13 protein-coding genes are annotated in these 14,465 nt (G+C 45.8%); 4 read left to right on the top strand and 9 right to left on the bottom strand.

Annotated elements, in window-relative coordinates:
• Positions 1-257 precede the first annotated feature (257 nt).
• Positions 258-1,367 (top strand): hypothetical protein, encoded by a 1,110-nt coding sequence (locus NA330_RS00470; protein ID WP_023242344.1) that lies wholly within the window; start codon positions 258-260, stop codon positions 1,365-1,367.
• Positions 1,368-1,580: 213 nt separating this feature from the next.
• On the opposite strand, the gene NA330_RS00465 is transcribed toward NA330_RS00470, so the two are convergent.
• Together NA330_RS00465 and NA330_RS00460 are read right to left on the bottom strand one after the other, a co-directional pair.
• Positions 1,581-1,817: a YgdI/YgdR family lipoprotein gene (locus NA330_RS00465; RefSeq protein WP_001168016.1), complete on the bottom strand. Its 237-nt coding sequence runs from the start codon at positions 1,815-1,817 to the stop codon at positions 1,581-1,583.
• Between the two features lie 128 nt (positions 1,818-1,945).
• Positions 1,946-2,536 carry a TetR/AcrR family transcriptional regulator gene (locus tag NA330_RS00460; RefSeq protein ID WP_000208473.1) on the bottom strand — a complete coding sequence of 197 codons (591 nt, stop codon included), beginning with the start codon at positions 2,534-2,536 and terminating at the stop codon, positions 1,946-1,948.
• Between the two features lie 77 nt (positions 2,537-2,613).
• Here NA330_RS00460 and bdcA point away from each other — a divergent pair, with 77 nt between their 5' ends.
• A complete protein-coding gene (gene bdcA / locus NA330_RS00455; RefSeq protein WP_023242345.1) occupies positions 2,614-3,327 on the top strand; it encodes an SDR family oxidoreductase in 714 nt (237 codons plus the stop codon).
• Positions 3,328-3,417: 90 nt separating this feature from the next.
• On the opposite strand, the gene NA330_RS00450 is transcribed toward bdcA, so the two are convergent.
• Complete coding sequence (locus NA330_RS00450; protein WP_000456775.1) at positions 3,418-4,287, bottom strand: aldo/keto reductase; 870 nt, start codon at positions 4,285-4,287, stop codon at positions 3,418-3,420.
• Positions 4,288-4,563: 276 nt separating this feature from the next.
• Entirely contained in the window at positions 4,564-5,469 is a 906-nt protein-coding gene (locus NA330_RS00445) for a LysR family transcriptional regulator (protein ID WP_023242346.1), read from the bottom strand.
• Between the two features lie 119 nt (positions 5,470-5,588).
• Between NA330_RS00445 and NA330_RS00440 the strand changes: the two genes are divergently transcribed.
• Positions 5,589-6,518, top strand: a complete 930-nt coding sequence (locus tag NA330_RS00440; protein WP_000814357.1) for an aromatic alcohol reductase — start codon at positions 5,589-5,591, stop codon at positions 6,516-6,518.
• A 457-nt stretch (positions 6,519-6,975) separates the two neighbouring features.
• Here NA330_RS00440 and NA330_RS00435 read toward each other — a convergent pair whose 3' ends face one another.
• From NA330_RS00435 to NA330_RS00415, 5 genes are all read right to left on the bottom strand, one after another.
• Positions 6,976-8,178 (bottom strand): MFS transporter, encoded by a 1,203-nt coding sequence (locus NA330_RS00435; RefSeq protein ID WP_023242347.1) that lies wholly within the window; start codon positions 8,176-8,178, stop codon positions 6,976-6,978.
• Positions 8,179-8,557: 379 nt separating this feature from the next.
• A complete protein-coding gene (locus NA330_RS00430) occupies positions 8,558-9,334 on the bottom strand; it encodes an SDR family NAD(P)-dependent oxidoreductase (protein ID WP_023242348.1) in 777 nt (258 codons plus the stop codon).
• A gap of 179 nt (positions 9,335-9,513) precedes the next feature.
• Positions 9,514-10,818 (bottom strand): aromatic amino acid transport family protein, encoded by a 1,305-nt coding sequence (locus NA330_RS00425; protein ID WP_000807034.1) that lies wholly within the window; start codon positions 10,816-10,818, stop codon positions 9,514-9,516.
• A 144-nt stretch (positions 10,819-10,962) separates the two neighbouring features.
• Positions 10,963-12,150 (bottom strand): mandelate racemase/muconate lactonizing enzyme family protein, encoded by a 1,188-nt coding sequence (locus NA330_RS00420; RefSeq protein WP_000704980.1) that lies wholly within the window; start codon positions 12,148-12,150, stop codon positions 10,963-10,965.
• Positions 12,151-12,395: 245 nt separating this feature from the next.
• Positions 12,396-13,175 carry an AraC family transcriptional regulator gene (locus tag NA330_RS00415; protein WP_001649234.1) on the bottom strand — a complete coding sequence of 260 codons (780 nt, stop codon included), beginning with the start codon at positions 13,173-13,175 and terminating at the stop codon, positions 12,396-12,398.
• 324 nt (positions 13,176-13,499) lie between these two features.
• On the opposite strand from NA330_RS00415, the gene NA330_RS00410 reads away from it, so the two are divergent.
• The gene (locus NA330_RS00410; RefSeq protein ID WP_001257182.1) at positions 13,500-14,423 is read left to right on the top strand and encodes a LysR substrate-binding domain-containing protein; all 924 of its coding nucleotides are present in this window, start codon (positions 13,500-13,502) and stop codon (positions 14,421-14,423) included.
• Positions 14,424-14,465: the final 42 nt, after the last annotated feature.

Genomic DNA, 14,465 nt, shown 5'->3' with positions numbered 1-14,465 from the left:
AAATTGCGTGCACGCGACACCGGGGACAGATTTCTGACAGTACTGTACGGTGTAGTGATCAGGTAATATTGGCTACAGTTTACGGTAAAAGCAAAGTCCATACTTTAACTATTAATGGGAGTATGCTGGCCGGGCGGCTTGCGGGGCCTTCATGCTCCCACATCTATAATGTTGGTATGATTACATTCTCTCTATACTTTCCTGTGCTAACCTTTTATCTCGTTGAGATAACGTTTAATTAAAATGCTCTCTTTTTGATGTACATTATAAGAGGAGACATTATTCATATTTTCGAAATCAGGGCAGACGATATGTATACAACCATCAGAAACACAGCGCTAGCAATGGTAGCTTGTTTTTCGTATATCGCACATGCCAGTACCCACCCTCCTCTTATTATCACCAGGGGAGCCGGAGGAGACGCCTCCGGAGCCACAGTCATTCATGATAATTGGCGGCATGGCACTCCTGACCTGGTCAATCTTACCGATATCCCCATAGATAAAATCAGACCAGAAAAATACAGTTGCGTACTGATTATTGGGCAAGGAGCTATAAAAGAGATGCTTCTTGCGAACAATGCCTCAGCAATACTTTCCGGAAAAACGGTTGGTCTGTATAGTCATCTGATCGATCAGAACACGCTCAGATTACTTCGGCAATTGCAGAACAAAGTGAGATTCAATCTCTTTTTTACCCGCTCGCAGATAACTCTACTAAAACTAAGGAATATTTCAGAATATAATTTTTTGAGTTCTAAAGTAAATAATGTCTGGGGACAAGACTCACTAGCAATTGAAACAGTGGCACCTGACAGGGGTAATATACCGGAAAAAGCGCTTCCCCTCAAAACAACAGATTATGTGATCTGGCTGGGTGGAAACTATACTACTTCCTCTGGTACGCAGCGTATCTTCACAAACGATCAGATTGTTGTAGCCCTAAAACCACTACATAATGTTATTTCACCAAATGCATCGATTGCTATTATGCTTTCACCACGTTTTTTTGATAATAGCATGAGTAAAGAAGCAAAAGTTAAACGACTGAAGGCAGTGCTTAACACCTTTTCGCGAAACAGGGTCACATTTTATATGAGTAAGGAGATGCTTGCTAATCTGAAAGAATTTGATTTGCCAGTTCAACTATCCCCTTCTTACGCAGAGCTGATGCGAATGCCCTGGGCCAGCGCTACCCGGCATTTTGCCTCTGTGGATCAATATAACCTGTTTGCTGATCTCATACCTAAAGTCACGCCGTTTCTTCTTGAACCGAATGATGCCGATCAAGCTCTCTATGCGACGGATTATCTTAATACCCGGCGTGTAAGTCTGACCCAAAATATTCTTAACCACGGTTGTGACTAAATAAAACGCGCAGAATCCGGGATAGTTAGCAATCCAAAACAGACCGTTAGCCATGAGTACTGTTTATCTTCACTATACAGGGAACAACCAAATAACTGACAACACAAATCAAGCCGATACCCGGAATTCGGCTATACAGGCGCTCTATTCAATTCAGGCCCAGAAACCGTCCGGTACCCATACTGGACACGGCCTCCCAACTGCTTTAGCGCATTACCAGTCCAGCTTCGATGCGCCTTCTGTCGTCTGCACTATTTCACTGGTTTTAATAACGCGATGATAACCATAAGCATCAGCGTATTTCGTCATTCCGGTTGCGGTGTCAACCTCCGGCTTACCCTGCGTTTCAATAATCTCTCCCGTCCGGGTCGTCATGGTATAGGTCGTTGTACATCCGGCTAGCATCAACACTGATAAGCTAAGTACCGTAATAAGACTACATTTTTGCATTTCTCGTTTCCCTGGCACCTCTATTTTTGATGTACTTTACCGAATACCGCAACGGCAAGATGGATGATTAGGGCTATTGCTCCCTGTTTGTCCGTATCTGACTGGCTCAGGTTTTTTGATGCGCTGCGTTAATCCGGCAGTAATCGCTCCAGCACATCCCCAGCCAGAAGCACGCTCTCCTGAAGACGCTCCAGGCCATACCCCGCTCGCGCCTTGGCGGAAAGCCCCGCCATTAGCGTCCCCATAAAGTCCGTCGTCCGGTCAGCCTCTTGCGGATACCGCATGGCGACATAAGTGCGAATCAGGTTTTCAGCAGCGATGTAAAACTCGCAGGCGGCCTCTCGTGCCGGTTTATCGTTACAATGAGCGCCCTCCAGAACCAGACATCCAGTGGCATCAGGATCGGCAGCGTAACGTCTTGCCGCTTCCATCAGCACATCGATAAGACACTTCGCGGTCGGGCGATCGTGACGCAGAAGCGCCCCGAGCGGAATCGCGTCGGTCATCCTGTAACGCTTTAATACGCGAGTATACAGCCCCAACTTGCTACCAAACGCCGCATAGAAACTGGGAGGATTGATCCCGAACGCTTTTGTCAGATCCGCTACGCTCACCGCGTCGTAGCCGCGCGAATGAAATAAGTGTTGAGCGGTTTCAATGGCTTGCTCCGGATCGAACTGGCGAGGACGACCCGGTGTTCGGCTATGTTTTGTAGTCATTACTACATAACTCCTTGACGGCATGATTTCATTACGCATATTGTAGTGGATACTACAATATTATAAAGGACATCCTGATGACGCTATTTCGCAATAAATCTGTACTGGTTTTAGGGGGAAGTCGTGGTATCGGCGCGGCTATTGTACGACGCTTTAGCGCTGACGGCGCATCGGTCGTTTTCAGCTACGCCGGATCGCGTGAAGCTGCCGAAAAACTGGCAGCGGAAACCGGAAGCATCGCCATCCAGACGGATAGCGCCGATCAGGATGCCGTCATCAGCCTCGTGCGTGAGTACGGACCACTGGATATTCTGGTCGTCAATGCGGGCGTGGCTCTCTTCGGCGATGCGCTGGAACAAGATAGCGATGCGATAGATCGTTTGTTCCGTATTAATATCCATGCGCCTTACCATGCGTCAGTCGAAGCAGCCCGCAACATGCCGGAAGGTGGACGCATTATTATTATCGGTTCCGTGAATGGCGATCGGATGCCCGTACCGGGAATGGCCGCGTACGCCGCCAGTAAATCAGCCCTGCAAGGGCTGGCGCGCGGCCTGGCCCGTGATTTTGGCCCCCGCGGGATTACGATAAATGTGGTGCAGCCAGGCCCCATTGATACCGACATCAATCCGGAAGATGGCCCCATGAAAGAGCTGATGCACAGTTTCATGGCGATCAAACGACACGGAAGACCTGAAGAAGTGGCTGGAATGGTGGCATGGCTTGCCGGTCCGGAAGCCTCTTTCGTCACCGGCGCGATGCACACCATCGATGGTGCCTTCGGAGCCTGACGGCCAGGCGAATATCACACGGTTGCCGTCTACGCTCCGGCAACCGTGTTAGAAGCTGTTCATGCGAGAAAACATCCGCAAGCGCCGGGATCAATCGTGGATTTTAACGCCAAGACAACCGCGAACAAATTCAGGATTAAAATGCTTCACCGCTTCGCCAACGTAGCCTAAATCAAGGGCGTTGATTTGAGCCATTTCGTTATCCGTTAGTGAGAAATCCCAGATGGCAAAGTTCTCTTCAATACGTTCCTGTCGAGTGGATTTAGGAATAACCGTGACGCCACGCTGCACGTTCCAACGCAGGACAACCTGCGCGATGGTTTTTTGATGGGCATCGGCAATCCTTTGAAGCATGACATTTTCATACGGTTTATGTCTCCCGCCGCCTAACGGCGCCCACGCTTCAGGCTGAACGTTATAATGCTTCATGGTTTCCAGCGCGGCGGGTTGTGCAAAGTATGGATGCAATTCGACCTGGTTTACCATTGGCGTAATTCTGACGGTTTCACAGAAGTTGGCTAACACATGCGCATAGAAGTTGGACACGCCAATGGCTTTTAGTTTACCGGCTTCATAAGCGTCTTCCAGCGCGCGCCACGCACTAAAATAATCGCCCATTGCCTGATGCAATAAATAGAGATCAAAATAATCTAACCCGGATTTTTTCAGCGACGCTTCAATACCTGCTTTGGCCAGATCGTAGTTAGCCATATCTTGCACCCACAGTTTAGAAGTAATAAATAACTCCTCACGGGTACACAGGCCTGTCGCGATGGCTTCACGAACAGCGTCACCAACGGCATCTTCATTGCCGTATACCGCAGCGGTATCGATAAGACGATAACCGCTGCGAATAGCGCTTAACACTGACTGCTGACATTCTTCTTTGTCGGTTACCTTAAAAACGCCAAAACCCACCATAGGCATTTTAAGGTTGTTACTTAATATTGAATATTCCACGCTAAAGCACCCTTTCGTCGCAAAGACGCCATGATAAGAGAAAAATACAGGTACAATGAGTATTGTTAAATCCGATTATATTTATACAAAAAGTTCATTAATAACAGTTGTACAGATTTTTTATTGCATCCAAACGTTCAGTGCTTGCTATATCCTCGCCGTGTAGCACCTGTTTGATAATGCCTTTTACTTATGCGTCAAAAACCAGTACCGTCATTTTGACCGTCTGTGAAAAAGTTTTCTGAACAGGCAATGCGATATCCGGAATAATATTTTTTAGCGAAGAGGCGCCGGCTGGCTCAGCGCCGTTTTGCACCAGTCATAAAAAGCGCGTACCGCAGGCGGCAGAAACCTGTTTTGCGGATAGACCAGCGCAAGCGGCAAATCATAAAAATGGTTGTCCATGCAGGTCACCAGCGCCCCGCTGTGCAGATACGGCGCAACCAGATAGCTGGCGACGCGAATTAACCCCAGCCCCTGTATTCCGGCCTGAATATAAGCGTCCGTATCATCGACAACCAGCGTCTCCTGCACCCGCATCGCGTAATCCTCCCCCTCACGCGTAAAAAACCAGTCGGTGGTACGCCCGGTGCGGTGGTTCAGGTAGCCGACCGCATGGTGTTTTTGCAGATCATCTAAATTTTCAGGGCTACCGTAACGCTCAATGTAAGTGGGCGATGCTGCTATCACCCAGTTAAAGCTAGCAAGTGGACGGGCAACCAGCGTGGTGGAATCATCGATTCTGCCGGCCCGAATCACGCAGTCATACCCTTGAAGGATAATATCCTCCACGCTATCGCTGGAACAAAGTATCAGCTCCAGCTCCGGATACTGGCGCAAAAAGGCCGGGAGCGTGGGAATAATGCAATGCCGGGCGAGAGATTGCGGCATCCCTACTTTAAAACGCCCTTTGGGTTGTGCCGCCCGGCCGGGAAATGACGACTCCATGGCCGCGATATCTGCCAGTACTCTTTTGCACTCTTCGTAGTAACGCCGCCCCTCTGCGGTCACGCTAAGTTTGCGGGTTGTACGTTGCAAAAGCTGAATCTTAAGCCAGGATTCCAGTTCTTTAACCACCCGCGATACCGTTGAGCGCGGCACGCCCAGCACTTCGGCGGCTCTGATAAAACTATGGGTATCCACTACGCAAACATAGACCTGCATCGCTTCCAGCTTGTCCATTTTCCCCCCGCCAATTATCCCATTTATCAGAACAGTCTAACCCGTCTTCGGCGTCTTATCGAACGCAGAACCCTGACGTAATCTTTAATCTACAGGTGAACCAACACAGAGAGGGGCAAATGAAACAATCCAATAATCAGGTAGGTGAAAAAGTATTGGTGCTGGGCGCGGGACAACTGGGGGCGTCAGTGCTGGCGTCGTTGGTTCCGGCGGTCACACAGCGTAATGGTTCCGTTAGCGTTATTGTGTCAGGGCAATCCAGGGATAAACAGAGCAAACGACGTTCCAGCATTCATCAACAACTGGCAGATGCCGGTGCGCGGTTTATCCCGGTCGACATCGCGGGCAGTTCGGTTGCAGCGTTAAAAGATCAATTCCGCGGTTTTGATACGATCATCAATTGTATGGGGTTTGTCGCCGGTGCGGGTACCCAGATAAAAATCACCCGCGCGGTACTGGAGGCGGGCGTTAAGCGCTATTTCCCCTGGCAGTTTGGCGTGAATTACGATGTGGTCGGCAAAGGCAGCGGCCAGCCGGTGTGGGACGAACAGTATGACGTCAGGACGCTTTTGCGCGAGCAAAACGTCACAGAGTGGGTGATTGTTTCAACCGGTATATTTACCTCTTTTCTCTTCGAACCGGCCTTTGATGTGGTCAACTTAGCCAAAAAAACCATCAATGCCCTCGGCGGATGGGAAATGCAGGTCACCGTCACGTCGCCTGCGGATATTGGTCGCCTGACCACTGAAATTTATCTGCATCAGCCGCGTATCACTAACGAAGTCGTCTTTGTCGCGGGGGAAACGACCTCTTATGCAAAACTGGCGGAAACGGTCGAACGCGTGACGCAGCAAACTTTTACCCGAGGCGTATTGACGCTACCTGACTTACAGGAGCAGCTCCGTTTACATCCGCATGACCCAATGCTGCGCTATCGCGTCGCCTTTGCGCGTGGTGACGGTATGTGGTGGCCGATGAGTGACACCTGGAATGCACAACATCATCTGCCGACACAGGATATTGCCGCCTGGCTGAAAACACACCAATGAGAACGGCGGCATCAGGCGATCGCTTAATTCCCATGCCTTCTGCCAGCATCAGGCGGCGGGCGTGGCTACCTTGCGTTAACAAGAAACCAGTACGCATCAGTGCCTGGTTATGTGCTCCTGCTGTAACACCATGTCTGATAATGCTTTTTTCTTATCTGCAAAAACTGATGCCGACATTTTTACCGTAGGGAAAATAGTTTTCCGTTTTGTGATCTAACGATGCTTTTAACAAAACGCTTTAATCCATAGAGATAGCGTCACGAATAGCTTCCGGTTCCGGCCCAAAACTGAATGCGCCCTCAAGAATAAAGGAAAGAATGATATTAAAGTGCTCTCTTGTTCTCATCACCCCAGAGATAAACACTAAAAAGCCACAGCTTGAATTGCGATTGCGGGTGTCGTTCCTCTTATTTTGCCATAACTTACACCGGTTACCTTCCTGACACTGAGGTAAATATTACTCATGCTTTACGACAACTGTCTTGTGACTCCTTTTTAAGATACACAGAAATGCAATGCCAACAGGGATAAGTGACCCCCATAATACGGCATTCCAGCCATAAAGATTCAGCAACGCACCGGATGAAAACGACCCGACAATCATTACGCCAAATACCACAAAATCATTCAGGGACTGCACCTGAGTCTTCTCTTCGGGGCGATGATAATCAATGATCTTCGCTGAAGCGCCGGTAAAGCCAAAATTCCAGCCAACTCCCAGTAATATCAAAGAGAGCCAGTAGTGGAAGATATCTGTTCCGCTGAGCCCGGCAAGAACAGAACCTGCCGTAATAAGCAATCCAGTTGCGGAAATCCGCAGCGCGCCGAAACGGTTAATTAACCTACCGGTGAAGAATCCAGGCCCATACATAGCAATAACGTGCCATTGAATACCCAGATTGGAGGCTTGTTGAGAAATTCCATGCATATGCATTGAAAGGGGAGCTGCGGTCATCAGGAAATTCATCACCATATACGCAACCGCGCCGCTAAACACGGTCTTCAGGAAACCCGGCTGCCGAACAATTTCCTTCAGAGAACGCCCTCCTGATTTGGCTACCACGGCTGGCTCGGCAGGAATTACGCCCTTAAGAATGAAAGCTGAAATAGTTGCTACCAGAGCCTGAGCTATAAAGGTAATAACAAATGTGTGTGGTGGCAGAAGATTCATTGTTCCCGTCACCAGCATTGGTCCAATGACACCAGCTACCACACCGCCCCCCATTACCAAGGATAATGCACGCGCTCGCCTTTCGGATGTCACTCCATCCGTTGCAGCAAAGCGAAAACTAAGTGCCACTGCAGCGTAAGCCCCTCCCAGGAAAGCGGCAAGGCAAAATAGCAAAAATGAACTAATAAAAACCGCAAGGGCAGCAATCAAGCCAGTAATCACTCCGGCCCCCGTCCCGACCATAAATGCGGCTTTACGTCCCTTTTTTTTCGCCAGTGCGCCAAAAGGAAGAATGCAGGCGGCCATGCCCAGGACAAATATAGTGATGGGGAGTGTGGACAGAGCACCACTGGGAGCTATGGCATTACCAACAATGGCACCGGTAGCGTAGAAGACTACAGAGTTAGCCCCGGCAAGCGCCTGAGCTAAAGATAAGCGAATGATATTATTATTCTGCGCAGCTACTGGCAGCGTGTGTTCCAATGTCATTAGTTAAATTATCCTGATTCATGGCGAGTACAATTTGATAACGTTCCTTTCCTGCTTTTAGCTTGTAAAGTGCGTCTTTGCCCCAGCTCGGAATTAAATCGCCCTCAATGTTATGTTTTGTGTCATAAACCATCTATTTAGTGAGGCATTAATAACCCAGTAATGGATCTCCTCAAACTAGTGGATATTTCCACAGACACGAATAACGTACTTAATCTTGTTAGTGTTATTTTCCGCGTATGATTGGCAACATGTGAATAAATTTATCATGCTTCCTCCGCCCAACACTTCTGGTTCATCCGCATCAATGACATAATGTGAACAGGATTGAATCTGCTCCCTAATAACCACACACGGTTGTCTGCGTGCGGCCTTGTTATCAGGCGTTACGACCAGCCATCACACCACCGTCGATATCCCAAATCGCGCCACTAACCCAGCCTGTCTTGTCAGACAGCAGGAATGCTACCGTTTCAGCTATATCAACCGATGTCCCTACACGACCAATCGGATGGAAGCTATCGAAGCTGTTCATTACATCCTTCACATCGTCTTTAGGGATAAAACCTTCGTAAATCGGTGTATGTACGACCGCAGGAGAAACTGCGTTCACACGAATCCCGTTGCTGCCCAACTCAATCGCCAGATTTTTAGTCAACGCATGAAGACCCGCTTTTGCCATGGAGTAAGCTGAAGACGGTGTAGCGCCTATAGCTTGCCGTGCCCACATAGAGCCAATATTGACGATAGATCCCTTAATACCTGCCTCAACCATATTGCGCACAATATCACGGGTAATGAAGAAAGTGGCACGGTTAATGCTCATATACATGTCGTAATCGGAAGGTTCGTGCTCGGTAAACGGTTTTGGGAAGAACACGCCAGCCGCATTCACCAGCAAGCTAACGTCTTTATGCTCCGCATTGATGGTATCCAGCACATGTTTCATTCCTTCTTCTGTCATCAAATCGGCAACAATAATGGCAACCTGACCTTCTGTCGCCAGAGCCTGACGGGCTTGCTCTGCTTTGTCCTGGCGATTGCCAATCAGCACCACGCTACCACCGTTTTTCAATACCCGTTTCGCTGTTTCGAAACCCATACCGCTGGTACCACCTACTACTAACAATTTTTTACCTGTAAATAATGCGCTCATCGTTAACCTCTTAAATAATTGATTACTGCTTTTATGTGAACTAATGATGGCTTCAACGACGAGGACTGACGAATCAGAAGATTTTGCTGGCCGCTAAAGAAAATCTATCTCGCAATTAGCAACATCTAAGAGCCAGATTCTCTCTTAGATGTTATACCGTTTAATGACTTGTAAAACCTTTATTTTTCAAGGAGTTTAAATAATGGCGATACCACCAGCATAAAGCCCATTAGTGATACGAAAATTACCGCAGGGGATTTATATTTTTGTAAAGATGGCACTCGCCAGATCAGATAGCACGGAATAAGGCAAGAAACTAATCCAAAGGTTCCCACAGTCCATTGGAGTAATGCCATTGTAGACACATCGGCAACAACCCATCCCCAAAGAAGCACGATCGCAGTAAGTGTAACCAAATAAGGGAGAAAATTATTAAATTTCTTACCACGTACAATGAAGCGGTCTGCAATATTAATAATAATTCCTGATAATGCATCGTAAAAACCGAGATAAATACCAAAAAAAGAAGTTAAAATAGCAGAAATGCTTAGTAAAACCGAAAGTACTGGTATAAATCCGCCAGTGTTTTCAGGAATAATCTTTGCCATCAGCGCCAGCGCTGATGTATTTTGAGAAATCCCCATCTTTGCTTGTTCCGGGGTGGTTGAAAACATAAATGAAAACGCAAAAAAAAGAACAGACACAACAAGGATAATATATGCTATCCGACTTGCCCTGAGAGCGCGAAATGTTGCGACTTTAGGGTCTGATTCAATTTTCCTGAATGCAATATTCATTGGATTAAGAACCTGAATAAATACAATCGAAAATAATGCAAAAGGGAGAGAAACCAAAACATCTCTCATTAAATCAATTAAACTGTCAGGGCTTGCCATGCTGACATTATTCATGTTCCAATAAGGGACCATCAATGCACCTAACACAATTATAATCATGAGTTTAAATACAATAAATGGCCCGGAAATTTTAAAGAGCAAACGTTCCCCACGGGAGGCAACCAGAACCATTGCTACCAACAATACCAGAGGAAACCATAACGTATCGGATAGTGAATGTTGAGTAACACCAAAACGCTGCAAATAACTGGAAGTATCATTAGTTATAGTAGCCGCATAACCCAGCATCCCCTTCAATATTGTAAAAAAATAGAGGAAGCTCAAAAAAGCCCCCCAGTTTCTCCCTAAATATTGCGTTATAGTCCCCGCATAATCTGTCTGTTTCGTTTCTGAAAGAGAGGTAATATACAATTTTGTTAATAGATAAACTATAGGATATGTAATGAGTAATGCAATCGCAGTTGCCCAAAAACCTTTAACACTCATTTGCAATGGCATAAATACAATTCCGGAGCCAATTGCCATGCCGATACACATTATTACCCAACCGACATCATAAGAAGTAAATGGGATTTTATTTTTTCCAACATTTTCCTTAACATTGTCTAATGCCATTTCTTGTTTCATTTATTGATAAACTCCATGACAGATGTTCAGTAGGCAAAGCTTTATATTAGATCTTATTACTTAGATCATATGGGAAGAAAAGATTCTGCTGTCAGAACTATTTCCCCCATACTATTTAGTTAGTAGAATTCATTTCACCAATAATTATTTTTCACAGATAGTTACTATATTCATCCGTTTTTCAGCATCTTTCCTAAGTGTCATACCAAAACCGGGTGTTACAGGAACAGCAATTTTTCCATTTACTGGCTGTAAATCTTCTTCAAACAACTCCCGGTTACAAGATTTAAGATTAAAAGAGTGGTGCTCATGGATCTCAAAATTTGGAATAGCTGCTTCAAATTGTAATGCCATCGCGATAGCAAGTGGCGAACCACAATTATGCGCCTGAACCCCGACGTCAAAAGCATGTGCCAAATGAGCAATCTTCATACCTTCTGTGATACCACCAACCAGGCCAATATCAGGTTGAATCATGTCGATGGCACCTTGTTGTAGATACGGCAGGAATCCCCATCGGGTATATAATCGCTCCCCTGTTGCAACAGGAATGGATGACTCCCTGGAGACTTTTATTTGCGCCTCTGGACTATTGTAGTGGGTAGGTTCTTCCATGAACAAAATATTTAAATCAGAAAAGTAATCGGCTAGCTGTAACGCTCCGGAGGTTGAAGTAAGTGAATTCCATTCGATAATGATGTCACACTCCTCACCAATTCCTTCACGGACCGCCTCCATACGAGAACGCGCCAGTTTGCGTTCGGCTGGAGTAAACACTCCCCGTTTACGAATACGTTCCCCATTAGCATCAACATAAACAGGACAAAGCTTCACGCAATCATAGCCTTCAGCTCGCGCAATTTGTGCTGTTTCTCGAAATTCAGCAGGATCGTTAAGCATCAATGATTCATCGGTCCAACCAAAATGAAGCTGGCTCGCATAGCAACGCAAAGGTGCTGGTGTTTTTGCTCCCAGCAGGCGATGAACCGATAAGCCTGCGGCTCTGCCTTTTATATCCCAAAGTGCTGCATCCAAAGCGCTCATAGCCCCAAATATCACGGGGCCTCCCCCTAAGGCCCAAAATGAACGCTGTCGCATGATTTCCCATAGCGTTTCAGTATCATTAGGGTCCTGTCCCAGAAGAAAACGTTCAGCAAGTATACGAATCATCGGAGCAATAGCCTCTGATGCCGTACCATAAGCAAGGCTCGCTTCCCCCATACCAGAGATTCCTTCATCGGTATGTATTCGCACGTAAATTGGTCGCCACAAATCAAGTCCATTTTGCCCGGACAGATCAATTTCAAGTGTTTCTATCTTCGTAATCTTCACTCTAAAAACTCCTTTAGATAAATTTTTTCATCTGGCCGAATTTATCGCCCTGACTTTTGTTATTACTAAGTTCTTTCATTTATATATTATTTGGTACCGAAAAATTCTATACGCCTGATAGCTAGTTTGTCATTTCTAAAAAAAGACAAATGATGTAGAGTAGCCGCCATTTATGTTACAGCGAAAAATATAAAAATTAACATACTTATTCAGTGAGTGAGGTAAGTCACATTTATAAAATAAAACTAATACCTTCTCTTCATATAATCCAGAGGAGCATGTCCCATAGTAAGATGAAATGCATAAACAAATGCAGAACTCGAGCTATATCCTAAGTCTATAGCTATTTCTGTTACTCCTTTACCACAGTCGAGTAACTCAATAGCTTTCATTAATCGCAGGCGTTTTTTCCAGGAACGTAAACTCATTCCTGTTTCGATAGTAAAACGTCTTGATAATGTACGCCCCGACATTCCCAGTTCATGGCACCATTCTTCCTGTGATCGTGTATCCGACGGGTTTTCGCATAATGATTCACATATTTTTACCAATGATCGATTTTGAGGCCAAGGTAAAATAAATTGAGCGCTACGAACATTTCCCAGATGGTATAAAATTAACTGTATTAGTTTCTCTATATAAACTTCATCATTTATTCTTCTGTCTGATATTTCTAAGATAAGCGCCTTAAGGAATGGGGAAACATCAAAAATGGTAGGTTCCGACATGTCAAATTGATTATGAGCATCGTTAGCTATCCATAAGCTATTAAAATAAGCCCCTTGTGATGAGCCGACCTGATGTTGAGTTCCCGCAGGCAACCAGACAGCCTGTAATTTCGGCGAAATCAAAAATGATTGTTCAATTGTTTTAACCATTAAATCACCTGCTGTTGCATAAACGACCTGATGCCATTTATGCTTATGCTCAGGAAAACAATGAGCTGCAGGTATAAATTCTTTCCGTATGGCTAACGGATTCGGAGCGGTGATATGGTGCGCTATATTCAGTGAAGTCCATTCCATAATATCGCCTAAAATATAAAATTATTACATTAAATATACTGTCACTGTTAATGAATGAACACCAATGAAAAAATATTTCAACATCAAATAGAATAAATTCCTTGACGGAGCAAAAAAAACACGCTAAAGAGATTTTTGTATCGGCATCACTGATGCCAGAAAAAATCATCATAAACAAAGAAATAAATCATCAGCTTATTATCTTATTCAAGATAAGCAAAACAACGTTTATCCGGTTCCGCATGAGTATTTACATTGAAAATTGAGGAAGAAAATCTATCTCGATCACGTATACTAGTTCCATTGTATGAGATGGAGAATAAAATGCGTTCGCTTAATCGCTTGAAATGGCTGCACGCTTTTGAAGCAACTGCGCGTCATGGTAGCTTCACAGGTGCAGCCAAAGAGCTAGGCGTCACCCCGGCAGCCGTAGGACAACTGGTTCGGGCACTTGAAGACTGGGTAGGCCACCCCCTTTTACACCGTACACGTTCTGGTAAAGAAAGGCTCACGCTCGTGACTGAGGCTCAGGATGCGCTAAAAGAGATCACTCAAGGGCTCGATAGCCTTGAGTCAGGACTTAATAAACTGCGCGGTCGTCAGGCTCGATCCGTCGTCATTCTCACGGCCTCACAAGTTCTGGTGATGAACTGGTTAATGGAAAAATTAAATCGTTTTTCCGAAACGCATCAAAATATCGAGCTACGCCTGAATGTGACGGAAAAACTCATGGATGTGGCTCACGGAGAGGCAGATATTGGTGTTCGTTGTGGCAAAGGAGACTGGTCGGGGGTAAATAAGACATGGTTAATGGATGAGGAAGCTGTTCTGGTATGCAGCCCACGCATTGTACCGCCTGAGAAAATTACGTGCGGCGAATGGCTGGCAGAACAAAAACTCATCCATGATGATACCCTGCACCCTGGTGCAAATTTTCCTTCATGGGAAGAAGTCTTAGCCGCAACGCAAGCTCCAGCTACGCGTTATACAGGATTGCATATTAACTCTACCTCAGCGGTTATTATGGCTACGCTTAGCGGCCAGGGTGTGGCAATTGTCCGCCGTGCGCTGGTTGAACAGTTAATTGCCACAGGACAACTGATACAACTTCATCCAAATATACGCTGGCCGCTAACATGGTCCTATTACATTGTTACACCACAAAAAGCAGTGATGCGTCCTGAAGTAAAAGTTTTTCATGACTGGTTAATTAATGATATTTTGATTAAAAATAGCCCAACCTCCTGAATTTCAGGAGGTCATCCTTTTAATTTTAGTGACTAAAGCCAT

It is taken from the genome of Salmonella sp. NW722, assembly GCF_051702785.1.
Classification (GTDB): domain Bacteria; phylum Pseudomonadota; class Gammaproteobacteria; order Enterobacterales; family Enterobacteriaceae; genus Salmonella; species Salmonella enterica.
The sequence above is the reverse complement of the archived record's forward strand: the minus strand, read 5'-3'. Positions and strand labels throughout refer to the sequence as shown.